The sequence below is a fragment of the Mucilaginibacter sabulilitoris genome, assembly GCF_034262375.1.
GTDB classification, from domain to species: domain Bacteria; phylum Bacteroidota; class Bacteroidia; order Sphingobacteriales; family Sphingobacteriaceae; genus Mucilaginibacter; species Mucilaginibacter sabulilitoris.
On record NZ_CP139558.1, the window covers coordinates 6747857 to 6772146 of the forward strand.

The window sequence follows — 24290 nt, forward strand, 5'->3', positions numbered from 1 at the left end:
CCCTTTTCCTTGTCTTATAGGCCTACAAGTCTCATCGCCGAGTCGTATAAACGATTCTCAACGTATCAAATTGATTTTTTTAAGCCCTCCTTTTTACCTCACATATTAATTGGACTTTTTCAGTGCCCTCGGTTAACCACCGGCTCTTTTTTTGTGCCCGCTTTTACCTGGGAAAACATGAGCACAAAAAAAGCATCTGCACGCTGTGCAGATGCTTGTACGATTATAATAATAGTTATTTAACCTACTTTTACATTTACCGCATTTAAACCTTTTTTGCCTTGTTCTACATCGTAGGTAACACTGTCGTTTTCACGGATGGTGTCGATAAGGCCTGAGGCGTGTACAAAAACTTCGGCACCACCATTACTTGGTACGATAAACCCGAATCCTTTGCTTTCATTGAAAAATTTTACTGTTCCTTGCATTCTATATTTTATTTAATGAAGTAAAGGTACGGTTAAAAATCAACAATTAACTATAAATAAGGCAATTAAGTAATAAAATTAATTTCTACATCAAAAGCAGTCACATAAAAGACAGTCGAAAAACAACTCAGACACCCTTAGCATAAGCTATTTAGCATCAATGATAGTGTATAAAACACACGGTCTTATTTTCCAGATTTATTTCAATAAGTTATAAACTAATTAAAATAATGCTTAGCATTGTTATTATTTAGATTCATTATTAATTGAACCGTATCCTTGCCACTCTCATGCTCGCCGTTCACCTGTTTAACATAGGTGGTTACCTGCTGCTGAACCAATATCTGGTATATCGTTCAAATAAATTTGCAACAGAGCAAATTAGCCGTGGCAAATACGATGTTAATAATCTTATCCAAATAAAAATAAAGCAGCACCTGCCTCAAATTCACGACTGGCAAACGTATGTACGTGTATCGGGCCAAATTCAGTTTAATGGCCGTGCTTATAATTATGTTAAGCTCAGAATGACACGCGACACCATGTTTGTGCAATGTATACCTAATTATGAAACCACTCAGCTGCTAAACGAAAATATTATATGTGCAAAACAGACTAATGACATCCCTGTAAGTAAAAAGGCACATGAATCATCAGGCAAAAAAACCGGAGTTGATAACAAATACAGTTTTCCGATAGTTGATTATACCTTTTTCGCTACTGCTCCGCCTGTTGAAAAACCCTGCACTTTTATACAAATCAATATAAAAAACCCACCGGCTACTATAGCAGGCAGGCCTCCCGAATCTATTGCCTGATCCATCGTAATTATTAAACAGTCAAAAACCAACGCAGGCCGATAATATGCGTGTGCGTTGTGCAATGGATTATTATATCCCTATCATTTTATCAATTTAAAATCAATGAATAATTTTTATAAAATATTTCTGTTTGTGCTGTTTGCTTTAAGTACAGGCTACAGCTACGCACAACAACAAAGTGTTAAAGACACCTTACAGCTTGACAGTGTTATTGTTAAAGAAAACAGGCTCAAACACTTACCCAATGTTACCGGCACTTATATTTTTGCCGGCAAAAAAACGAATCTGCTATACCCTGATGCCGGCAAAGCTAATTTAGCTAACAACAATGCCCGCATGACACTTGCCAAAATACCGGGAGTTAATTCATGGGAAATGGATGGTGCTGGCCTGCAAATCAATATTGGCACGCGGGGTACCGATCCGCATCGTTCTATTGAGATGAACATGCGCCAAAACGGCTATAACACTAACTCCGATGTATTTGGATATCCTGAAAACCACTATAATGTACCGTTTCAGGCCATCAGCGAAATTCAATATGTACGGGGTTCCGCGGCATTGCAATTCGGCAGCCAGTTTGGGGGCATGATGAACTACAAAATTAAAGAAGGCGACAGCACCAAGGTATTTGGTTTTGAAACAGAACAAACCGGGGGTTCAAACAGGTTTTTTAACTCCTATAATGCTATTGGTGGCAAGGTTGGCAAGGTAAGCTATTATGCCTTTTACTCTGCCCGCAGTGGTGACGGCTGGCGACCAGATGCTGCATTTAACTACCGGGCCTATTATGCCAATATTAAATACCAGTTTAACAGCAAAGGCAGCATAGCCGTTCAGTTTTCACGGTCCGACTACCGGCAGCAAATTGCAGGTGGTTTAACCGATGCCCAGTTTGATGCCAATAATCGCCAGTCAACCCGTTTCCGTAATTTCTTCAATCCTGAAATAAACATCCCGGCCCTGTTGTTTAATTACGCTTTCAACAGCAATACCAGACTGGAGGTAACATCGCACGTATTGTTTGGCCAGCGTAATAGTGTGCAGTTTATTAATACACCCAACATTCCGGATACAGTTAATACCAGCTTAAAAACATACAACCCGCGCCAGGTTGACCGTGATTATTATGCAGGTTTTACTACCGAGGCCCGATTGCTGCATATTTATAAGCTGGGTACCTTAAACAGCACTTTTACCACCGGGGTAAGATATTTTGAAGAAACAACCAAACGCAGGCAAAAGGGTGTTGGCACCATTGGTACCGATTTTGACCTAAGCCTTGTGAAACCCTACGGAATTGATTTAAGATTACACAGTTTAAACTATGCAGCTTTTGCCGAAAATATATTCCAGATAACTCCGGAATTTACAGTAACACCGGGTGTACGATATGAGGTTATTAAAACCACCACTTCGGGTGTAATCAATAATGCCACCTTCCCTATTGGTTATAAAGGCAATCGCAATTACCCGCTTTTTGGTACTGGTTTACAATACCAGTTCAGTAATGGCAACCAGCTCTATGGCAATATTTCGCAGGCTTATCGCCCTTATTTATACGCGGCTGTTACTCCCGCCGATCAGCTTACTATTATTGACCCTAACATTAAGGATAGCCGTGGTTATGACATTGACCTGGGTTATCGCGGGCATATCAGCACCGTATTTAATTTTGATGTTAACGGCTTTTATGTACGCTACAATAACCGCGCGGGAACCTTAACCCAAACAGATGCCAATAATGTAACCCATTTATTTGCCACCAATATAGGCAACGCGGTAGCTAAAGGTGTTGAAGCTTACACAGAAGTGTCATTATTACGATCATTTAACGAGCATTCCGGCAGCGATATTCGTCTGTTTAACTCCCTTGCTTATACCCACGGTCGTTATATAAGCGGCTCTATCAATCAATCGGGCAAGAATATCAGCCTGAAAAACAACCAGACCGAAAATACTCCTGATTGGATAAACCGCACGGGCCTAACTGTTTTAAGCAATCATGTAAGCACTACTTTGCAATTTAGCTATACCAGCAAAAGTTTTAGCGATGCTAATAATACGATAGCCAACCCAACCGGAGCTACAGGTATTGTACCAGCCTACCATGTTTTTGACTGGGCTTTTAATTATACATTCCTCCGGAATTATCATATTAATGCCAATGTTAACAACCTGTTTAATGCCAAATACTTTACACGCAGGATCAATATGTACCCGGGCCCAGGTATTTTACCCGCCGATGGCCGAACATTTAGTATCGGTTTAGGAATGAAATTATAAATTAAAACGGCCTTTCAGTATATATTGAAAGGCCGTTTTATTTAGAAATAAAATTATTTAATGTGCTTTTTAACTACTTCCACCAATTTGCTGATGTCAAACGGTTTTCTTAAATAACCATCGGCATCCCCGGCTTCAGCAATTTCTTTTATATTACTAACTGCCGAAATTATGATCACAGGGATGTGTTGTGTCGCAGCATCACTTTTTAAAGCTTTGCTCAGCTGCTGCCCATTGGCATCGCTCGTCCAGTCAGAAAGCCAGTTATCCAGTAAAATCAGGTCTGGGTTAAAATCACTTATTCTTTTCAGGATCTTAGCGTCTTCTGAAGCAATAACCTCATAGTTCTCCTCTTCAAGCACATAAACAATACTTTCCCTGATGTCTTTATCATCCTCTATCACCAAAATTTTTTTAGCCATAAATCCTCAAGTTATAAGAACGGACCACAATTGAGGCCCGTTTAAACAAATAACATCCGGATTACTACCTTTTGTTTTGAAAAACAGGTATTTAGTAAAAAAATTACAGTGAAGTGGTCTTAACTATTATAGCAATTGCGGCAACGGGGTTCATAACTTTCCTTTTCGCCTAATAGTATTTTAGCATTATCAGGTACCAATCTGTATGAGTAAAGCGCAGGATTACCGCATTGAACACAAACAGCATGCAGTTTGGTAACTGATTCGGCAATAGCCATTACAGCCGGCATCGGTCCAAAAGGGCGGCCTTTAAAATCCATATCCAGGCCAGCAACAATTACACGTATACCTCTATTGGCCAGTATATTGCAAACTTCTGGAAGTTCGTTATCAAAAAACTGCGCTTCATCAATACCAATTACATGGGCGTCATTACTTAACAATAGTATGGCCGATGCGCTGTCGACAGGTGTTGAAGGAATAGAGTTGGCATTATGCGATACGAGGGCATCTTCTACGAAACGGGTATCAGCTTTTGGGCTAAAAATTTCCACTTTTAACCTGGCAATACGAGCCCGGTTAAGCCTCCTTATCAACTCTTCGGTCTTGCCCGAAAACATTGAGCCGCAGATTAACTCAATACTGCCGCCGAACTCACTTTTACGCTTAAAAACCTCCTCGCTATATACCATTTCTAACTTTTATGGAGGGCAAATATCAGAATTTAATCCTATTTTTGGCAAGCATTTTTCATAACATTGGAAGCCATGAAGCAAATGGATGTATTTAAAAAGATTGGTGGTATTTTAAAAGAGCTTAATGACCAATATGATTACCTCGAAGCTGAAAGCAGCGATTTAAATGAGCTTGAACTGGAGCTTTTTGTTGCCAACGCTCATTTTTTAAAAGACCATGCCGAAATATTGCGCAGGTTACACGAGCGTAGTGCACCAACCCATCAGGCTCCGCCTGCCGAAACACCTGAACCTGTTACCGAAAAAAGCAAACCCGAACCGCAAGACGGAAAAAAGACAGACTCTATTCATGAACAGCGCTATTTTGAGCCTGTGGTGCAACAGAAACTAACTACAGAAACCAAACTTGAACTAACGCAAGAAGCCGAGCCGCCAGTTCATGCTCCATATAATCCGGTTAAGACAGAGCCGCTTGTTCAGATAACCGAAGACCAGCAACCTGTGCCGCAAATTAACCTGGATACTGAAAAGACTGATGACTCCTATTCATTTGAACGTCAGGAACCCGAACTTGTAAAACAGGAACTGGAAATTGAAGACACAACTGATTGGGATGAAGATGGTGACCAATTTGAACAGGAAGAACTAACCGAGCAATTACCACCAATAACTGCCGAGAATCAAGGCATTGTCGAAACACCAGTTGAAGAGCCTGCTATACCAGAACCGGTTATAGCTAAGGCCGAGACCAATGGACAAGCTGATAATGAAGACAGAGTTTTAACAATCAACCAAAAAATATCTGCCTTAAAGGCCGAAAAGGAAAAGGCTGCAACAGCATCGCCTGCTAATGCCCTGCCTATTACCGATCTTAAATCGGCAATAAACCTCAACGATAAGCTATTATATATAAAAGATTTGTTTAACGGCTATAGCCTGGCTTACAGCGAAGCTATTGAAATAGTGAACCGCTTTAACTCCTTTGAAGAGGCTGAACGCTTTTTGAAAACTAATTATGTGGTAAAAAATAACTGGGATAGCAAACCCACAACCACCGAGAAATTTTATACACTTCTACGCCGCAGATATCCTGCAGGTTAAATAAACAAAGAAGCCGGACTATATAGGAGGGCACTGAAAAAGTCTAAATAGGCAAAACGGGGTTGAAAAATCAGTTTTTCAACCCCGTTTTTTGTATCTTGAAGTGTCAAAAGAAAGCCACTACAAGATGCTCGTTCAACAACAAAAGATCCATTTTAGCGCGTTTTTGGGCTTATATGAGCTGATCGTTCCTAAAGACAATCTTCTTCGGAAGATCAATGACCTGGTAGATTTTACATTTATCTATGAAGAACTGGTCAGCAAATATTGCATGACGAATGGCAGGACAGCTGAAAGTCCCGTGCGGATGTTCAAATATCTGTTGTTAAAAACGATCTATACGGTTTCAGATGTAGATGTTGTTGAGCGTTCGCAGTATGATATGTCTTTCAAATATTTCCTTGATATGTCGCCGGAAGAAGGAATTATCGATCCGAGTTCATTGACCAAGTTCAGAAAGCTGCGGCTAAAGGATAATGATCTGTTAAACCTGCTTATTGGTAAAACGGTGACCATAGCTATTGAAAAAGGGCTCATCCGCTCAAAATCCATTATTGTTGATGCTACCCATTCCCTGTCGAGATCCAACCCGTATTCAGCATTGGAAGTATTGCGGGAACGTTCAAAGTTACTCCGCAAAGCTGTTTATGCGATAGATGAAGATATGAAGGCAGGCATGCCCGAAAAGAACACAGCCGACGAATTGGAAAAAGAACTGGCTTATTGCAGTGCATTGGAAAAGTATATTGAAGCCGATCAACCGTTATGCCAGATACCTGCGGTAAAAGAAAAACTGAATCTATTGAAAGAGACAGTAGCAGATACTCAGGAGCACTATACGCTATCCAAAGACAAGGATGCTAAAACAGGCCATAAATCTGCAGATAGTTCCTTCTTTGGTTATAAGACGCATTTGGCGATGACGGAGGAACGGATTATTACCGCTGCGGTGGTCACTTCGGGAGAAAAAGGCGATGGGCCGGAACTTCCCAAGCTTCTGGAGATCAGTCAGAACAACGGCATTGAAGTAGAAAGGATCATCGGCGATTCGGCTTATTCAGGAAAAGAGAACCTTGCGTTAATGAACGGACAGGATATTAAGGTGGTAGCCAAACTAAACCCAACCATTACCCAGGGGTTTAGAAAAGAAGAAGATAAGTTCGATTATAACAAAGACGCTGATATGTTCGTTTGCCCTGCAGGGCATTTGTCCATACGAAAATCAAGACAGGGAAAAAAGAACGTTGGAACAAATCAGACAGACACGTATTACTTTGATGTTGAAAAATGCAAAATCTGCCCATTTAGGGAGGGGTGCTACAAACCTGGGGCAAAAACCAAGACCTATTCTGTAAGCATAAAGTCAGACCTGCACCAACAACAGATGGCTTTTCAGGAAACGACACAATATAAGGAAAGCATCAAACACAGGTATAAGATCGAAGCCAAAAACAGTGAACTAAAAAACGTTCATGGTTATGACCGGGCGATAGCTTATGGTATCGAAAACATGCAGATGCAGGGCGCATTGGCCATCTTTACTGTCAATCTGAAAAGGATCATCAAACTGATCGCCTAAAAAACAATAAAAAGAGGTATTTAGCCGTTTTTTGCACTCCCCAAACTCCTATAGGCCCGTATTATCCACATTAAATCACCCACACAAAAGCAATCAGAACAAAAAAGCGACCAAGTAAAAGTTGCCTTTTCTCTTGATCGCTTTTCGTAATTCGTTTTATTGCACTACTTTTTCAGTGCCCTCCTATATAGCCCGGCTTTTTTGTTTATTGTTTTAAGATCGTACTATTAGCTCAGACTATATTTTAGTTTATTGTTGTGGCTGCCTTGTTCTACAACTATACCTTTATCCAGTACGATGATCTTATCTGCATTATTAAGGGTGCTTGAGCGGTGGGTGATCACTATAACGGTTTTTTGGGCTGCCTTTAGTATTTCAATCATTCGTTGTACATGCTTTTCTGATACGGAATCAAGGGACGATGTGGCTTCGTCAAGGATAAGGATCTCCGGGTCACGGTATAATGCCCGCGCAATCGCTATGCGCTGTCTTTGTCCCCCTGATAGTGTGGTGCCATTTTCGCCAAGATAGGTTTGGAAGCCTTTTGGTAATGCTTCTATAAAACCAATCAGCCCAAGTTTAGAGGCAATATCGATTATCTTTTGCATATCCGGTTCAGCATCGCCAACGGCGATATTATCAATAACATTGCCCGCAAACAGATCAATTTGCTGTGGCACAACGGATATCATCTGGCGCAGAGATGAGTTCCTGATATATTTTAAATCATACTCCCCTATCCGCACATTACCTTTTTGTATCGGATAAATATTTTGGAGTATAGACATCAGCGTTGATTTACCTGAGCCGCTTTCGCCTACAATAGCCGTGAACTTACCTCTTTGGATTATCAAACTCAGATCTTCAAAAACGGGCACACGCGTTCCATACCTGAAAGAAACATTTTCAAAATATATATCGCCTATTTTATCGGGTGTAAGCTCAATCTGATTTTCGTCGCTTTCCCGTTCCAGATCCATAATTTCAAATAACCTGTCGGCGGCAATTACCGCGTCCTGTACGGTTTTATTCATGCCGATCAAGGTAGAAACCGGGCCGGTAAAATAACCAATCAATGTATAAAACGACAGCAATTCGCCGGGTGTAATTTGATTATCCATTACATAACCTGCACCAACCCAAAGCAAAACAATGGTTAACACACGTGAAACCAGCTCTGATGATGTGCCAGAAAAAACGGAATTTACGTTTGATTTATACCCGGTTTTCAATAACCTTATAAAACGGGTTTCCGTTTTTTCATCAGCGTGATCTTCCAGCCCAAAGCGTTTTATGGTACCTACCGCGTTTAAGCTTTCTACCAGCTGCGACTCCAACTCGGCCGAATCTTCCATCAGCTTCCGCTGCGCTTTTTTGTTGAGCTTATCGGTTATATAATAAATAAGCGAATACATGGGGATTACCGTAAGCATAATGAGGGCAAGCTTCCAGTAATAAGTAAACATCATGATAAATGAAAATACCACGATGAATATATTTACCAGGAAATTAATACTCACATCATTTAAAAAGGTGCGGATCTTCACGGCATCGTTAATCCTGGAAATGATCTCGCCTACCCGCATGGTATCAAAAAACTGCTGCGGTAATCTTAACAAATGTTTGTAATAACCTAATATAAGCTGGGCATCAATCATCTGCCCGGTTTTTAGGGTAAATATGGTTTTGGCTGTCCCGATAAATAGCTGAACCGCTAAAATAACCATCATTGCTACCCCCATAAGATTAAGCAAGTTTCGGTTACCGTCAACCAATACAAAATCAACCAGTTTTTGCACAAAAACAGAGGTGGACAAACCCAAAATGGTGTACACAACGGCACCAAACAAAGCCTGGAACAAAATGCTTTTATGCGGGCGTATCAGGTTCCAGAAACGCCCCTGTACCGATTTTTTTTGATTACCGGTTTCAAACTCATCAGATGGAAGCAACAACACCAGTGTACCGGTCCACTCTTTTTTAAACTCATCATGTGTTTTGCGTACCAACTGTCCGTCTACAGGGTCCATTACCTCAATAAACTTATCAGTTGCCTTATAAATTACCACATAATGCTGCAGGATATCTTTAATAACTACGTGTGCTATTGCGGGTTTAGGTATTTTAAATAAGCTATCAAAAGGCCCTTTCACACCTTTTGCATCGAAGCCCAACTTCTGGGCTGCTTCTACCATACCCAAAATATTAGTTCCTTTTTTATCTGTACCGGCAAGCTGCCTGATACGGGCTACCGCAAGGTCTAATTTATAATGTGATGAAACAGAGGCTAAACAAGCCGCGCCGCAATCCGTTATATCCCGCTGTTTTATTTTAATGCTCATTGCTTTTCATTATTTGCTTACATTAGGATTTACCCAGTCATCAACCTTATCATACAGTAATTGATATAAGCTGCGGTTGGTTACTTTAAAACGGGCGGTAAAATCCATCCCCTTTTTCAGATATCCTTTATAACCGTTTTTCAGCATCAGGTAGTTTTGCGCCAGTGTACATTTTACCTTAAATACAGGTTCGTTGTTATTTACAATAATGATGTCATCAGAAATATCGGTCACCTTGCCCATTACCAGGCCCCATTGATTGTAATTAAAAGCATCTATTTGAAAGCGTACCTCCTGCCCTTTTTTAACAAGCCCGATATCCGCGGGCCTGATATAACAAAAGGCGGTTAAATTAGAGTCGGGTGATATTTCGCCGATTTTTTGATTAGCAAATACATAGGCGCCGTTTTGCATGCCTGTAATGTTCTGTACCGAGCCATCAATTGGCGCCCTGAGTATATATTGTTTTTTTTGTTCGTCTAATTCCGCTTCCTGTCCGTTTAACTGGCGCAATTCATTCCTGTATCCATTGGCTTCGGTTTGCCATTGCGTTTTATATTTTGCCAGTACCATTAAGTACGCCGACTTGGCCTGATCATATTCAAACTTATATTTTTCGTACTCGGATATGGTGAGCACCTTATTTTTATACAGCTCATTGTAACGGTTAAAGGTACTTGCAGCCTGCCTTTTTGCTAAGGCTGCATTTTGCAATTCCTGTGCAAATTGCTGCCAGGAGGCATTATATTGGCCTGTTTGTAAACTTGGATTAGCCAAACCATTATTTATCCTACCTAAAAGCTCACTTATATCCCGCAGAAACTGGTTTATCTGGCTTACGCGGTTTTGGGCAAGCGCACTTTGCTGTTTTGGTACAGAGGCGTCAATTACCAGAATGGTATCGCCCTGTTTAATTTTTTGATTGTCGGCAAGTTTAAGCATGATTAACCTGCCGCTAACGGGTATGGTGAGCTCAGTTTTTTCAATAGATGATTGTAAAAGACCGCTGCCTTTTATACTGATGGGGGTTTTAATAAATGGCAGCGCCACAAAAGTTAATAGTATAGCTACAACCGTAACCAGGTAAATCAGCTGCGTGCGCATGCTGATTTGAGAACGGTAAACAATAGAAGTTTCAGAAATGGTGTCTGCCGAGTAGGTAAATAAAGCCATATATTAAATATTAAAATAGCCGTGACCCCAGGATTTTGGGATAACGGCTATCTTATAAATTTTTCTTATAAGCCTTGCAGCAATTGAAAAATAGCGCCTAACTGTTTAGTAAGGAAAGCACCGGTATCGTTCAATAAACCTGAAACAAGTTTAAAAACAGGCTCCAAATTAATATTGATAAAGATGTCGCCTAAGCCACCGCCGTTAACGTTGGTCATTTCGGCTGCGTTCATTTCCTGAACGCCAAGTTCTTTTAATTCTAAGTTTTTCATAATTATATTTTAAAAATTGAGTTTTTACTTTTTTCAGTTTTGCACAAACCCCTAATTAAATAGCCGTTGAGCCAACAGGCCAACGGCTATTTAACTTCTTCTTATAAGTTTTGAAGGGCTTTAACAATTAAGCCTAATTGAGCGCCAACAAAAGCAAAAGTTTCATTTACTGTTTGTTTAACTGCGTCAAGCAGAGGAGTAAGGTTTAAGCCTAATAAACCACCATCAACATTGGTCATTTCGGTAGTATTCATTTCCTGAACACCAAGTTCTTTTAATTCTAACTTTTTCATGTTAATATTTTTATACATTATTCCTTACTCTGTTAGGGCTTTTCAGGATACGCCCGGTAATTAGCCATACGGCCTGTAATAAATTAACAACGTAACCACAACATCGCCAAGCTGTCCGGCCATGTTAGCATATTAACCTGCAGGAAATACGGCGGTTACAGAAACTGTTTTGGGAAATAGTTAAATGGATTAGCTTAAAATAACTCCTACCAGTTTGTTAACTGTGTAACCAACAAAAGAAAGAGCATTGTTTGCCAAGATAGAAGTTGTGCCTACAACAGTAGCAAGCGTGTTAGAAAGCAGGTCGCCTAATAAACCTCCGCCTTCAACAGTAGTTAATTCGGTAGTATTCATTTCCTGAACACCAAGTTCTTTTAATTCTAACTTTTTCATGTTAATATTTTTATACATTATTCCTTACTCTGTTAAAGGCTTTTCAGGATACGCCTCGGTTCGGCCAAACGCTTAAAACAAATATAATATATAACAATAAATACTTAAACAATGCATCATAAGGAGAGAGGCTTTTGGCTGCAAAAATGATGTCCATATTAGCTAAAAACATGGTTTTTAGCTAAAAACGTACTTTTTGCCGGCCGTATTCAATTCATTCATTTTACTATCCGAAGAGTTTTGAGATACCTTATCAATTATTTAATAAAACAAATCAACAAAATGGAGGAGTGAAGAACAGCACGCCAAATCTGCTTTATAATTAACACAATTGTTGAAAACTCAATAGATTAACTTATATTATAATAAATTACCTGAAAGGAATTTAAAGATTTATGCGTTTTATTATCCACTTTTTGTAATTCGTAATATTACTTGATTATTATTAATATTAAAATAACTATATTTTAACACCTCATATATAACATAGGCAACAATAAGCTATCACTCTGTACAAATCTTATTCCGGAAATTATTTATAGGATATTATTAATATTATAAGTGCTGTTGTTTTATGAAATTGGACAGCTAATAACTAAACAATGCCCATTCGATTGGAGTCGAGCTTGACAAGGATAAACAACAGAATAGTAAAGCTAAGCAACGAAGAGCCACCATAACTTATGAAAGGTAGCGGGATACCTATTACCGGCATTAAGCCAATAGCCATAGCTATATTGATCACCACGTGAAAAAATAGTATCGATGCAACACCATAACCATATATACGCGAAAAAGGGGCACGCTGCCTTTCGGCTATCATTACAATACGCAATATTAAAAAAAGATATAGGCCCAATACAACTACAGAACCAGCAAAGCCCCATTCCTCGCCAATGGTGCAAAAAATAAAGTCGGTGCTTTGCTCAGGAACAAAAGCATATTTGGTTTGCGTTCCCTGTAGATAGCCTTTACCCCATAACCGACCCGAACCAATAGCTATTTTTGATTGATTCTGATTGTAGCCAACTCCCCTGTTATCTTTCGTAAGCCCGAGCACAATATCAATACGCGCCCTTTGATGCGATTTTAGTCCATGATTATACAGTGGCTTGGCTATTAATACAAACGCTATACTGATCACCGCGCCAGCAATTATTTTAAAAACAAGTGCGCGGTTCCTTTTAATAGTAATGGCAAACAGACCGGTTATTACAGCTATTACTGCAATAATATAAAGTTCATTAAAAACCTGTGAGGTTAGAAAAAGGGTGATGAGTATGCCTATAATTATCAAAAAGTATGAGGACAAACCTTCGCGATATAGAACAAAAATAAGTGAACAGAATACCAGTGTAGAGCCATCATCAGGTTGCAGCTTAATGAGCACCATAGGCAACAAAATGATACCGGCGGCTATCACAAATGATTTTACTTCGGTTACCTTTACGTTAACAGAGCTCAGGTACCTGGCAAGCAGCAAGCAGGTTGCAAACTTGGCAAATTCCGATGGCTGCAATCTAAAACCCCCGCCTATATTTATCCAGGCCTGGTTACCGCCCACATTACGGCCTATCAACAATACTAAAATGAGTAACAGTACGGTCACTACATAAAAAGCCGGGGCAAGTGCAGTTAGAAAACGATTTTCGAGCAATAATATAATGATAGCAATTACAATAGATACATTGATGTAGATAAACTGCTTGCCATAATTAGTAGATGCATCAATAATACTTGGATGACTTTCGTCAAATACTGCCGCATGAATATTAAACCAACCAATAACGCACAAGGCCAGATAAAGGAGTACCGTTAGCCAGTCAACATTAAAAAAGAAACTGCGTTGGTTACTCATGCTATTTAATAGTCCTCCTGCCTGCTAAAAAATCACCAAAACTACTTGATCTATTATTTTTCGCCGTTTTTGTTTGGGCCGCCTTCTTTATAGAATCGGCTTTGACTTTTTTTATCGAATCTATCCTTACGCTCCGGATACTATCCCTTCTACGCTCTTTTTGTAAATCGTGTTCATAAAGGCTCAGATCGGGCAGGCGATTGGCATTGGCAAAATAGTCAACAGTAATTCCTGATTCACGCGGGGTGATCTTACCTTTCAAATATTTTTCAACTATAAAACTGGCTATAGGGGCAGCCCAGTGCGCCCCTTCGCCAGAGTTTTCTACTACTACGGCTATCGCTATCTTCGGGTTTTCACGAGGCGCAAAGGCTACAAATACCGAGTTATCTTCGCCACGCGGGTTTTGCGCTGTCCCTGTTTTTCCGCACATCACAATATCAGGTATTTTTGATCTCCGGCCGGTACCATTATCAACTACGGCCTGCATACCGTCAATAACAGGTTCAAAATATTGCGGGTCTATCCCCACATAATTTTTTTCGGTATATTCTTTCTTAATAACGTTTTCTGCACCAATGGCTTTAATCAGGTGCGGCTTATAAAAAAAACCATGATTGGCGATAGTACACTCCAGGTTGGCCATTTGCAGCGGTGTGGCTAAAAGCTCACCCTGGCCAATGGCCAGCGGAACAATGGTGCTTGAGCGCCAGCCGCCTTTGTGGTAAATGTTGTCATAATGTAAAGGCGTTGGTACATTACCTCGGCCTTCGGCAGGCATGTCAAGATCTAATCTTGCGCCAAGACCAAACTTCATTACATTGGCCCGCCATGCATCAAAATTCGCCTCTGTCCGTTTCACTCCGTATCGGTCAACAATACGCTGAAAAACCATTGAGAAGTAACCGTTACATGATTCGGCCACAGCCCGGGCCATATTTACCGTACCGTGTGCTTCACCATGGTTACAATGTACAATTCGGTTGCCCGCCCGATAATTACCAGTGCAATAGAAAGTTTCATTAGGGTTGATGATGCCTTCCTGCAAGGCTATAAGCGCGCTTAAAGGCTTAAATGACGAACCCGGAGGATATTGAGCCTGGATAGGCCTTATAAAAAATGGCTTATATGGATCATTATACATTTTCGCCGCGTTATTGCCACGCTCCCGACCTACCATCAAATTAGGATCATAAGTAGGGCTGCTTACATAGCACAGAATTTCGCCGCTTGATGGCTCAATAGCCACAATACTGCCCAATTTGTTTTGCATCAACTTTTCGCCCAGTTTTTGCAGATCAATATCGAGCGATGAAGTAAGCCGTTCGCCTGAGCGGGCAACAGTATCAAAAGCGCCATTGGCATAAGACCCTTTTGGTACTCCCCGCGAATCGACCATCATGTTTTTCACACCACGCTGTCCGCGTAGAACTTCTTCATAGGCCTTTTCAACGCCGGTAACACCTATATAATCACCAGGACGATAATATCCGCCAGAGCGTTTAATATCACGATCCTGCGCCTCACCTATAAAACCCAAAAACTGCGCCGCTACCGAATCGGGATAAGTACGCACCGTACGGGGCTGAACATAAAAGCCGGGAAACTCAAATAACTTTTCCTGGAACGATGCATACAGTTCAACCGATAGTTGTTTTTCAAATATGGATTCGCGGTTTGGTGAGTACTTTACAGCCTTGGTAAACCGCTTGTCGAACCCGGGTTTATCAATACCTATCAATTTACAAAATGCAAGCGTATCAAAAGGTTTTACCTCCTTGGGATTAACGGTAATATCATATATAGGCTCATTCTGTACCAGTATTTTACCATTACGATCAAGTATAGGGCCGCGTGCTGGATACAATACAAACTGGCGGATAACATTTTTGCTTGCGTACAGCGCATAACGGTCATCAACTATCTGGATGTAGTAAAGCCTTGCCAGAAGCGCCAGAATTATAGTGATGAAAATACCTGTTACAACGTAGCGACGCTCAAAAAATTTGTTCATTTACGTTCTTTCCTTCTGAAAAATAGTAATCCCGAAACCAGCATCAAAAATACTGTAAATAATGAACTCAAAACCACGCGGCTTAGTGTGTACTGTATTTCTTGAAAACTAAAAACTTCTAAATTAAGCAGGAAAAAGTGATGAAACAAAGTAAGGATCAGGGCATAAGTAAAAAACCACCGGAAACCCATAATACTCAAAGTTGGCTCGGGTTCGTTATCAAATCCCTCTTTTTGTACGGTAATGCTGATAAATAATATACGCACCAACGCCAGCACAACACATGCCGCCGCATGCAAACCCGGTGTATCATAAAAAGCGTCGACCGTTAAACCGAGTACAAAGGACAGTATAAATAATAATATATTGGGAACCTCAAAAGGTAACAGTAAAATAAATAATATGTACAGGTACGGGGTAGACAGGTTATAAAAGGTTATGTTTTTTAATAAAAACACCTGCATAAAAACCAGCACTATAAACCTGATGGCATTAACTAAAATAGTCCTACTCATTTTTGTTTTGCACGGCCTCCAGTCCCGCCTGTTCTTGGGCAAATTTATTGTTTACCACATAAACATATTGCAGCTTGCTAAAATCAACGGCAAGCGCCACTTCCACATTAAGCAATAACCCACCACCTTTAGCATGCAAATTGGTTATTTTGCCAAACGGTATACCTGTTGGGAAAAGCGAATAACCCGATGTAACTACCATCTCGCCAAGTTTTGGCTGCGCATTATTTTGTATATCAATCAATAAACCCTTTGTAGGGTCAAGATCAGTACCCCATATAAATGAGCCAATTTCTTTATTATTAACCAGCATGGCGCTAAACCTCGTGTTTTTATGCAGCACCGATTGTACAATGGCCAGATGCTCAGAAACATCAATCACCTGTCCAACTACTCCAGCTCCGCAAATTACTCCCATATCTTTGGTTATGCCTTCTTTACTGCCCCTGTTTATAGTGATATAGTTACTGCGCCTGTTGGTAGAGTTATTAATCACTTTAGCAACAATGTAACTGTACTGCTGCTTGTAAACAGTATCTTTAACCTGGTGTTTCTCAATCGTATCTACATAACTGGATGATTTGAGCAGGCCACGGAGATAAGCGTTTTCCCGTGCCAGGCTGTCATTCACCTCTTTTAACGAAAGATAATCATTAAGCTGGCTTACCTGGGTAAACAACGTGCCGGTAACCTTATTGGTAGAGTTTATAAAAGTAGCCTTTTGAAAAGAATTGTATTTTATATAGATAAGCAGCGAACTTATCTCAAAAATCAGGAATAAAAAAAACGCGTTATACTTAGTGATAAAAATCAAGAGGTTACGCATTGGGATAGTGAGTTGTGAATGGTGAGTAGTGAGTAGTTAACAAGGAGTGTAAGTAACCATTCCCTATTAACTACTCACCACTCACTAAACTATTGCATTAAGAATTTAAAATTACCTATATTTTTAAGTGCGGTTCCTGTTCCGCGTACTACAGCGCGCAGCGGATCTTCGGCCACGTGAACGGGTAGTTTTGTTTTGGCTGCAACACGTTTATCAAGGCCACGTAACAAAGCACCGCCACCTGTTAAATAGATACCTGTTTGGTATATATCAGCCGAAAGCTCTGGTGGCGTAATTTCCAGTGCTTTTAAAATAGCTTCCTCAATTTTTGAAATGGATTTATCAAGACAGTGTGCAATTTCGGTATACGACACCATGATCTGTTTAGGTACACCAGTCATCAGGTCACGGCCCTGAACGGCAAAATCAGCCGGTGGATCTGCAAGCTCAGGCAACGCTGCACCTACCTCAATCTTAATTTTTTCGGCAGTACGATCGCCTATCATAATGTTATGCTGACGGCGGATATATTGTACAATATCTGAGTCGAAGTTATCACCCGCAACACGGATAGACTGGTCGCAAACAATACCCGACAGGGCTATAACGGCAATTTCGGTTGTACCGCCACCAATATCAATGATCATGTTGCCCATTGGTTCCTCCACATCAATACCAATACCTACCGCGGCAGCCATTGGTTCATGTATCAGGTAAACCTCTTTTGCTCCGGCAATCTCGGCCGAGTCGCGTACAGCGCGTTTCTCCACCTCGGTAATACCCGACGGGATACAGATTACCATACGAAGTGATGGGAAAAACCAGCCTTTACCCTGGTTTATCATTTTGATCATACCGCGTATCATGTGCTCAGCTGCGTTAAAGTCGGCAATTACACCATCCTTAAGCGGACGAACCGTACGGATATTGTCGTGGGTTTTACCCTCCATTTGCATAGCCTGCCGGCCAATGGCGATAACTTTATTGGTTGTTCTGTCGAACGCCACGATAGACGGTTCATCAACAACAACTTTATCATTATGTATAATGAGGGTATTTGCGGTACCTAAATCGATAGCGATTTCTTGTGTAAAAAAATTAAATAAACCCATCTGGTATGTCTTTCAAATAATCTGCAAAGTTTATAAAAATACGCTTAAAAAAACTACATAGTTGCAATTAAAAGCGTTAAAATTTCATATTTATTGTTAAGATAAGCTGATTAAATTGAATTATATTGATTAGGCTGATTGAATCATAAATCTGCTCATATTTTTCAGTCCCAAACTCACATAATCCAGCTCAATAAGCCCCTCTCAAGCTAAAATTTAATGTTTAAAATGACGAACACCGGTAGTAACCATTGAAATGTTTTTTTCATTACACATGGTTACAGACAGTTTGTCATTTATTGACCCACCTGGTTGCAGTATAGCAGTTATACCTGCTTCGGCAGCCAGCTCGGCACAATCCGGGAACGGAAAAAAGGCATCGGATGCCATTACCGCCCCTTTAAGATCAAAGCCAAAACTTTCGGCTTTTATAACAGCTTGCCTCAGCGCATCAACCCTTGATGTTTGGCCTACCCCGCTTGCCATTAACTGGTTGTTTTTAGCAAACACAATAGTATTTGATTTGGTATGCTTTACCACCTTGTTGGCGAAGAACAGATCATGCAGTTCATGCTCTGTTGGCTGCCTGTTGGTAACCGGAGTCATTTGAGCCGGACCTTCAATAACGGCATCTTTATCCTGCTCAATAACACCGTTCAATAAAGTTTTGAATTGTTTGGTTGGCAGAGCAACAGGCTGACGAACCAGGATAATGCGATTTTTCTTTTCCTGTAATATGCTAACGGCTTCATCGGTAAAAGCAGGGGCTATCAGCACTTCATAAAATATCTTGCTTATTTCGGTAGCTGTTTCAGCATCAATCTCCGCATTTGCGATAATTACACCGCCAAAGGCCGAAACCGGGTCACATGCAAGCGCATCTACCCAGGCTTCTTTAATAAAAGAACGAGAAGCGATACCACAGGCGTTAGTATGTTTTAATATCGCGATAGTTGGCTCGGTAAATTCATCAATAAGGGCAACCGCTGCGTCTACGTCAACCAAATTATTGTACGATAGTTCCTTACCATGCAGCTTGGTGAACATGGCATCCAGATCGCCATAAAATACACCACCCTGGTGCGGATTTTCGCCGTAGCGTAATACCTGGCTGCTTTGTATGCTTTGTTTAAACACCGGTAGCGGATCTTCCTGGTTAAAGTATTGGAATATGGCACTATCGTAATGTGAGGATATATTGAACGCTTTATGGGCAAATGAACGGCGTTGGGCAATAGTTGTAGCGCCTTCCTGTGTTTTCAGGATCTCTTCCAATGTACCGTAATCATTTTTTGAAGCCACGATCACAACGTCTTTAAAATTCTTGGCTGCTGCGCGGATCAGTGAAATACCGCCAATATCTATCTTTTCAATAATATCTTCTTCAGAAGCACCGGATTTTACAGTTTCTTCAAAAGGATAAAGGTCAACAATCACCAGGTCAATTTCAGGTATCTCATATTGCGCAATCTGCTCTTCATCGCTGCCAAAACCTCTGCGGGTTAAAATGCCACCAAATACCTTAGGGTGCAATGTTTTAACACGTCCGCCTAAAATAGACGGGTATGAGGTAAGGTCCTCAACAGGTATAACATCAACACCTAAATTGCGGATAAAGGTTTCGGTGCCACCGGTTGAATAGATCTTAACACCAAGGCGATTTAACTCCTGAATAATAGGCTCTAAATTATCTTTGTAATAAACGGAAATTAAAGCGTTTTTTATTTGAACAGACTGGCTCATGTACACGTATTTTTTTGAGCCGCAAAGGTAGTGATATTTAGTTAATTGATGATTAGATAATTGGAGATAGTTTTATAAAATAATGTAACTGTAGCGTAGCAGTGATGCTGTGCGTAATAATTAAAAACCAAATTTATGAAACACTTTATCCTCATTTTATTTGCAGCGGTTGCAATCCAAATTAGTGCCTGCAAAAAAGATAACAAAACAAAGGCCGACACTACCTTAACAGGCAAATGGAAGTTAGTACGGAACAAGATAAGCAGCGGCGGCCCCATGTATTGGGTAAAAGCTACCAATGTAAGTTACGCACTATTCAATACCGATGGAACATTGGACGGAACGGCTTTCAACGATTTTAAATTTTATACACTAAAAGATAGCGTAACCCTCACTTTAAACAAAGCAGATAAAACCGAATACGAAGATTACAGGTATAATATAAAAGGCGACTCGCTGACTATGAGTCCGCTTGGACCTGTGATTTGCATAGAAGGCTGTGCCATGCAGTTTATTAAAGAATAAAGAGTATGATTTTCTTTGATGGTGTTTTTGATATTAATACAATAAAAAAACTTATCACTAACTTCACCGCCCGAAATCATATACTCAAATTATGAAATTATTAGAAGGAAAAATCGCGCTTATAACCGGTGCATCAAAAGGTATAGGCCGTAAAATAGCAGAAAAGTTTGCCGAACACGGCGCCAATGTAGCTTTTACCTATTTATCATCAGTTGAAAAAGGCCAGGCCCTGGAACAGGAGCTGCAAAGCTTTGGCACACAGGTTAAGGGGTACCGTTCAGATGCATCTAAATTTGACGAAGCCGAGAAACTGATCAATGACATTGTAGCCGATTTTGGCAGCTTACATATAGTGGTTAACAACGCAGGTATTACCAAAGATGGTTTATTGATGCGCATGACCGAGGAAAACTGGGACGAAGTACTGGATGTGAACCTGAAATCGATATTTAACGTTACCAAGGCTGCTTCTAAAATCATGATGAAAAACCGCCAGGGGGTGTTCATTAACATGAGCTCAGTGGTAGGCGTTCAGGGTAATGCGGGGCAAGCTAATTATGCTGCTTCAAAAGCCGGTATTATTGGTTTTTCTAAATCGGTAGCTAAAGAGTTAGGCTCACGTAATATCCGCACCAACGTGGTAGCGCCTGGTTTTATCAAAACCGAAATGACCGAGGTGCTTGATCCTAAAGTGGTTGAGGGCTGGGAAGCTAATATCCCGCTTAAACGCGCTGGTCAGCCTGAGGATGTGGCCAATGCCTGCGTTTTCCTGGCATCAGATATGGGAAGCTACATCACCGGGCAGGTAATCCCTGTTGATGGCGGAATGCTTTAATTTAAGTTAAAATTCAAATACCCGATATTTGTCATCCTGAGCGATAGCGAAGGATCTTTTTGCAAACTATGCATATCGGCTAATAGATGCTTCACTCTGTTCAGCATGACAAATTAATATTTATAAAGACTTACGAAGTTTTAAAAACTTCGTAAGTCTGAAACGGTACACATACGGGGTGTTCGTTTCTTGAAATTGCGAACACCGCGAACACCCGCGAACGGGCACGAACAGTCGCGAACGCCACCGAACGGGCGCGAACACGACATATAATCACTTTTAAAAAATTCTCGAATAACATGGTTATTCCTTAGATTAGGAATAAGATAAATATCGATCTTTAATCCATGACAGGCCGGAACAAAATATCTCTTATAGCTATAATTGTAACTTTCCTTTCATGTTTTGTTATTAACAATAGCTTTGCTCAAAATAGCAAAAACACATGTAAAGGTAAACAGGATTCTATCCTTCATAAATTTGTTTATACAACAGTTGATATAATGCCGGAACCCCAAAACGGATTAAAAACTTTGAGTGATTCTCTAATGAAACACTTAAAATACCCCACCAATAAAGGAGATTTTCAAGGCAAAGTTATTATAGCATTCGTTATTGAACCTGATGGAAAAATTGATGGGCAAAGAGTAATTCGCAATCTTTTTGGAAGCGACTTCACTTTTAGCCAGCAACTCTTTAAAATTGTAAAGAGCTTTAAATGGGAACCCGGCTTATGCAAAGGCAAACCTGTACCAGTCCTGTATCCTCTCCCCATAAATATTGGTATTCAGGAATAGCAAACTTATTCCCCTCATTTCACAATAATTTCGCATTTTGCAGCTGAGCGTAAAACGTGTTACGTAATACTTACAACGTATAATAAAAATGTTTTCATTAACATGGGGTTCAGTTTCGGGATGGTGGGTACCTGTTTGCCTTATACTTGGTGTGCTGTACGCCTGGCTGCTGTACCGTCAACCCATAAATCTTGATAAACGTTTTCGGGTTGGGCTCGCAATCCTTCGCGCGGTTGTAGTATTTTTTATCGCTATGCTATTGGTTTCGCCGTTAATAAAAACGGTTAAATACACGCCTCAAAAACCATTGGTTTTAATTGCGCAGGACAATTCATCATCTGTTAACACTTTTAAATCTCCGGGTTTTAATGCCGCGAATTTTTTAAATGATCTGTCGCGTCTGAAACAACAGCTTGGCGATGAGTATGACGTGCAGGAGTTTAATTTCAGCAAGAACCTGAACAATGGCCTGTCCAACAAATTCACAGGCAAACAAACCGATATTGCCAATGCCCTGCGCCAGCTCAACAACCGTTTTGTAAACCAAAACATAGGTGCATTAATTTTAGCAACAGATGGTTTATACAACCAGGGGAACGATCCGCAGTACGAAGCCAAAAACATCAAAACCAGTATTTATACCATAGCCCTGGGCGACACCGTTGCCAAACGCGACCTGCTCATTGGCAACGTAAGCTATAACAAAACTGCCTTTTTGGGTAACGACTTTGAGATAGAAGTTTTGGCCACGGCCTACCAAAGCAAAGGCGAAAACATGCGGCTTACCGTTACCGAAAATGGCAAACAGGTACACACCCAAACCATTGCTGTCACATCCGGCGATTTTAAAAAAGCGGTCTCCATAAAGCTTACCGCCGATAAAAAAGGGCTACGGAAGTATAACATTAGCATTGCTCCCGTAAAAAACGAACTGTCGACCCAAAACAATACCGAAACTATTTATGTGGAAGTGCTTGATGCCCGTCAAAAAGTATTGGTGTTATACCAAAGTCCGCACCCCGATATTACAGTTATTAAACAGGCCATTGAAACTAATAAAAACTTTGAGGTAAAAACTGTTTTACTGCCCGATATGACCGGCACTAAACCTGCCGACTACAGCCTTATTGTGCTTTATCAAACATCAGCGGCAAGCTCGGCGGCTATAAAAAGTTTCATAACCAAAAGCAAAACACCTGTTTGGTACATCATAGGTTCGCAAAGCGATCTGCCTTCATTCAACACCGAACAAAACCTGGTAAAGATCAGTTCCGGGCGCACAGAATTGCAGGAGGTGTTCGCATTGCCCGATGCTGACTTTTCGGCTTTCACTTTATCCGATTCTTCAAGCAAAAAAATCGCGGCACTCCCTCCGCTCCTGGCTCCGTTTGGTAATTACGGTACATCGCCGGGCACGTCGGTTTTATTAAGGCAAAAAATAGGCGTGGTACCTACGGCCTATCCTTTACTGGCCTTTGGCGACGATGGCGGCAGGCGTACCGCTGTTTTAGCCGGTGAGGGGGTGTGGCGCTGGCAACTGGCCGAGTACCAGAACTATGGCAGCCGCAACGCTACCGACGAATTACTGAGCCAAACCGTGCAATATTTAACCGCCAATGCCAACCGCCAGCGTTTCAGGGTTTACCCCGCCCGCAATGTTTTTGATGAAGGGGAAAATGTGATCGTCAACGCCGAACTCTACAATGACGCGCTGGAGCTCATCAACACGCCCGATGTAAAGATCGACCTGAAAAATCAGGCAGGTAAAAACTATAGTTTCCTGTTTAGCCGGAGCGGACAAAGTTACCAGCTTGATGCCGGTGCATTGCCTGTAGGCGAATATACCTACACTGCTGTCACTAAAAACGGCACCCAGCAGTTTAAAGCCGGCGGACCATTAACCATAAAGCCCCTCAACCTCGAAACCCGCCAAAGCGCAGCCAACCACGGGCTGCTTAACACCATTGCTAAACAAAGCGGCGGTAAAACGCTATACCCCAACCAAATTAATCAGTTGTCCAACCTCATCCGTAAGAATGACAATATCAAAACCGTGGTTTATGAAGATAAACACTACAGCGATATCATCGACGTAAAATGGCTGTTTGCGCTGATATTATTACTCCTAACCGCCGAATGGTTTTTACGAAAACGCGAAGGGGAGATTTGAGAAAGGATACAAGAGTTAAGACATAAGAAACAAGAAGCATAGCCCCAAATCCATTTTTTAAAAATCAACTTCAGAATTTAGTTTACAATT

At 40.8% G+C, this 24290-nt stretch carries 22 protein-coding genes; 8 read left to right on the forward strand and 14 right to left on the reverse strand.

The genetic code is table 11. From position 1 onward, the window contains the following. Nucleotides 1-239: 239 nt before the first annotated feature. Nucleotides 240-428 (reverse strand): cold-shock protein, encoded by a 189-nt coding sequence (locus tag SNE25_RS28400; protein WP_321562396.1) that lies wholly within the window; start codon nucleotides 426-428, stop codon nucleotides 240-242. A gap of 266 nt (nucleotides 429-694) precedes the next feature. Here SNE25_RS28400 and SNE25_RS28405 point away from each other — a divergent pair, with 266 nt between their 5' ends. After that, nucleotides 695-1246, forward strand: coding sequence for a hypothetical protein (locus SNE25_RS28405; protein WP_321562397.1), 552 nt, complete (start codon nucleotides 695-697; stop codon nucleotides 1244-1246). A gap of 105 nt (nucleotides 1247-1351) precedes the next feature. Beyond that, nucleotides 1352-3535, forward strand: a complete 2184-nt coding sequence (locus SNE25_RS28410; RefSeq protein WP_321562398.1) for a TonB-dependent receptor family protein — start codon at nucleotides 1352-1354, stop codon at nucleotides 3533-3535. A gap of 53 nt (nucleotides 3536-3588) precedes the next feature. Here the strand turns inward: SNE25_RS28410 and SNE25_RS28415 are convergent, their stop codons facing one another. Continuing rightward, nucleotides 3589-3957, reverse strand: coding sequence for a response regulator (locus SNE25_RS28415; protein WP_321562399.1), 369 nt, complete (start codon nucleotides 3955-3957; stop codon nucleotides 3589-3591). A gap of 119 nt (nucleotides 3958-4076) precedes the next feature. Then, nucleotides 4077-4649, reverse strand: coding sequence for a thymidine kinase (locus tag SNE25_RS28420; protein WP_321562400.1), 573 nt, complete (start codon nucleotides 4647-4649; stop codon nucleotides 4077-4079). A gap of 75 nt (nucleotides 4650-4724) precedes the next feature. On the opposite strand from SNE25_RS28420, the gene SNE25_RS28425 reads away from it, so the two are divergent. Then, nucleotides 4725-5753, forward strand: a complete 1029-nt coding sequence (locus SNE25_RS28425; RefSeq protein ID WP_321562401.1) for a class I SAM-dependent methyltransferase — start codon at nucleotides 4725-4727, stop codon at nucleotides 5751-5753. A 127-nt stretch (nucleotides 5754-5880) separates the two neighbouring features. Further along, entirely contained in the window at nucleotides 5881-7332 is a 1452-nt protein-coding gene (locus tag SNE25_RS28430; RefSeq protein ID WP_321562402.1) for an IS1182 family transposase, read from the forward strand. A 227-nt stretch (nucleotides 7333-7559) separates the two neighbouring features. On the opposite strand, the gene SNE25_RS28435 is transcribed toward SNE25_RS28430, so the two are convergent. From SNE25_RS28435 to purH, 11 genes are all read right to left on the reverse strand, one after another. Then, entirely contained in the window at nucleotides 7560-9674 is a 2115-nt protein-coding gene (locus SNE25_RS28435; RefSeq protein WP_321562403.1) for a peptidase domain-containing ABC transporter, read from the reverse strand. 9 nt (nucleotides 9675-9683) lie between these two features. Next, on the reverse strand, nucleotides 9684-10847 hold the full coding sequence (locus SNE25_RS28440; RefSeq protein WP_321562404.1) for an HlyD family secretion protein: 1164 nt from the start codon (nucleotides 10845-10847) through the stop codon (nucleotides 9684-9686). Nucleotides 10848-10912: 65 nt separating this feature from the next. Next, a complete protein-coding gene (locus SNE25_RS28445) occupies nucleotides 10913-11119 on the reverse strand; it encodes a hypothetical protein (RefSeq protein ID WP_321562405.1) in 207 nt (68 codons plus the stop codon). Nucleotides 11120-11220: 101 nt separating this feature from the next. Further along, on the reverse strand, nucleotides 11221-11412 hold the full coding sequence (locus tag SNE25_RS28450) for a hypothetical protein (protein WP_321562406.1): 192 nt from the start codon (nucleotides 11410-11412) through the stop codon (nucleotides 11221-11223). Between the two features lie 189 nt (nucleotides 11413-11601). Next, on the reverse strand, nucleotides 11602-11805 hold the full coding sequence (locus tag SNE25_RS28455) for a hypothetical protein (protein WP_321562407.1): 204 nt from the start codon (nucleotides 11803-11805) through the stop codon (nucleotides 11602-11604). A gap of 595 nt (nucleotides 11806-12400) precedes the next feature. Then, on the reverse strand, nucleotides 12401-13663 hold the full coding sequence (gene rodA / locus SNE25_RS28460; RefSeq protein WP_321562408.1) for a rod shape-determining protein RodA: 1263 nt from the start codon (nucleotides 13661-13663) through the stop codon (nucleotides 12401-12403). A 1-nt stretch (nucleotide 13664) separates the two neighbouring features. After that, entirely contained in the window at nucleotides 13665-15677 is a 2013-nt protein-coding gene (gene mrdA / locus SNE25_RS28465; protein WP_321562409.1) for a penicillin-binding protein 2, read from the reverse strand. Next, nucleotides 15674-16192 (reverse strand): rod shape-determining protein MreD, encoded by a 519-nt coding sequence (locus tag SNE25_RS28470; protein ID WP_321562410.1) that lies wholly within the window; start codon nucleotides 16190-16192, stop codon nucleotides 15674-15676. Before SNE25_RS28470 ends, mrdA begins: the two co-directional genes overlap by 4 nt. Beyond that, on the reverse strand, nucleotides 16185-17018 hold the full coding sequence (gene mreC, locus SNE25_RS28475) for a rod shape-determining protein MreC (protein WP_321562411.1): 834 nt from the start codon (nucleotides 17016-17018) through the stop codon (nucleotides 16185-16187). Before mreC ends, SNE25_RS28470 begins: the two co-directional genes overlap by 8 nt. Before the next feature lie 89 nt (nucleotides 17019-17107). Next, nucleotides 17108-18130 carry a rod shape-determining protein gene (locus tag SNE25_RS28480; protein WP_090651245.1) on the reverse strand — a complete coding sequence of 341 codons (1023 nt, stop codon included), beginning with the start codon at nucleotides 18128-18130 and terminating at the stop codon, nucleotides 17108-17110. Nucleotides 18131-18346: 216 nt separating this feature from the next. After that, complete coding sequence (gene purH / locus SNE25_RS28485; protein WP_321562412.1) at nucleotides 18347-19873, reverse strand: bifunctional phosphoribosylaminoimidazolecarboxamide formyltransferase/IMP cyclohydrolase; 1527 nt, start codon at nucleotides 19871-19873, stop codon at nucleotides 18347-18349. Between the two features lie 135 nt (nucleotides 19874-20008). On the opposite strand from purH, the gene SNE25_RS28490 reads away from it, so the two are divergent. The 4 genes from SNE25_RS28490 to SNE25_RS28505 all read left to right on the forward strand — a co-directional run bounded on the left by SNE25_RS28490 (nucleotide 20009) and on the right by SNE25_RS28505 (nucleotide 24200). After that, on the forward strand, nucleotides 20009-20398 hold the full coding sequence (locus tag SNE25_RS28490) for a hypothetical protein (protein WP_321562413.1): 390 nt from the start codon (nucleotides 20009-20011) through the stop codon (nucleotides 20396-20398). Nucleotides 20399-20489: 91 nt separating this feature from the next. Beyond that, entirely contained in the window at nucleotides 20490-21233 is a 744-nt protein-coding gene (fabG, locus tag SNE25_RS28495) for a 3-oxoacyl-[acyl-carrier-protein] reductase (protein WP_321562414.1), read from the forward strand. 347 nt (nucleotides 21234-21580) lie between these two features. After that, complete coding sequence (locus SNE25_RS28500; protein WP_321562415.1) at nucleotides 21581-22030, forward strand: energy transducer TonB; 450 nt, start codon at nucleotides 21581-21583, stop codon at nucleotides 22028-22030. An 88-nt stretch (nucleotides 22031-22118) separates the two neighbouring features. Next, nucleotides 22119-24200: a vWA domain-containing protein gene (locus SNE25_RS28505; RefSeq protein WP_321562416.1), complete on the forward strand. Its 2082-nt coding sequence runs from the start codon at nucleotides 22119-22121 to the stop codon at nucleotides 24198-24200. The last annotated feature ends 90 nt before the right edge of the window (nucleotides 24201-24290 follow it).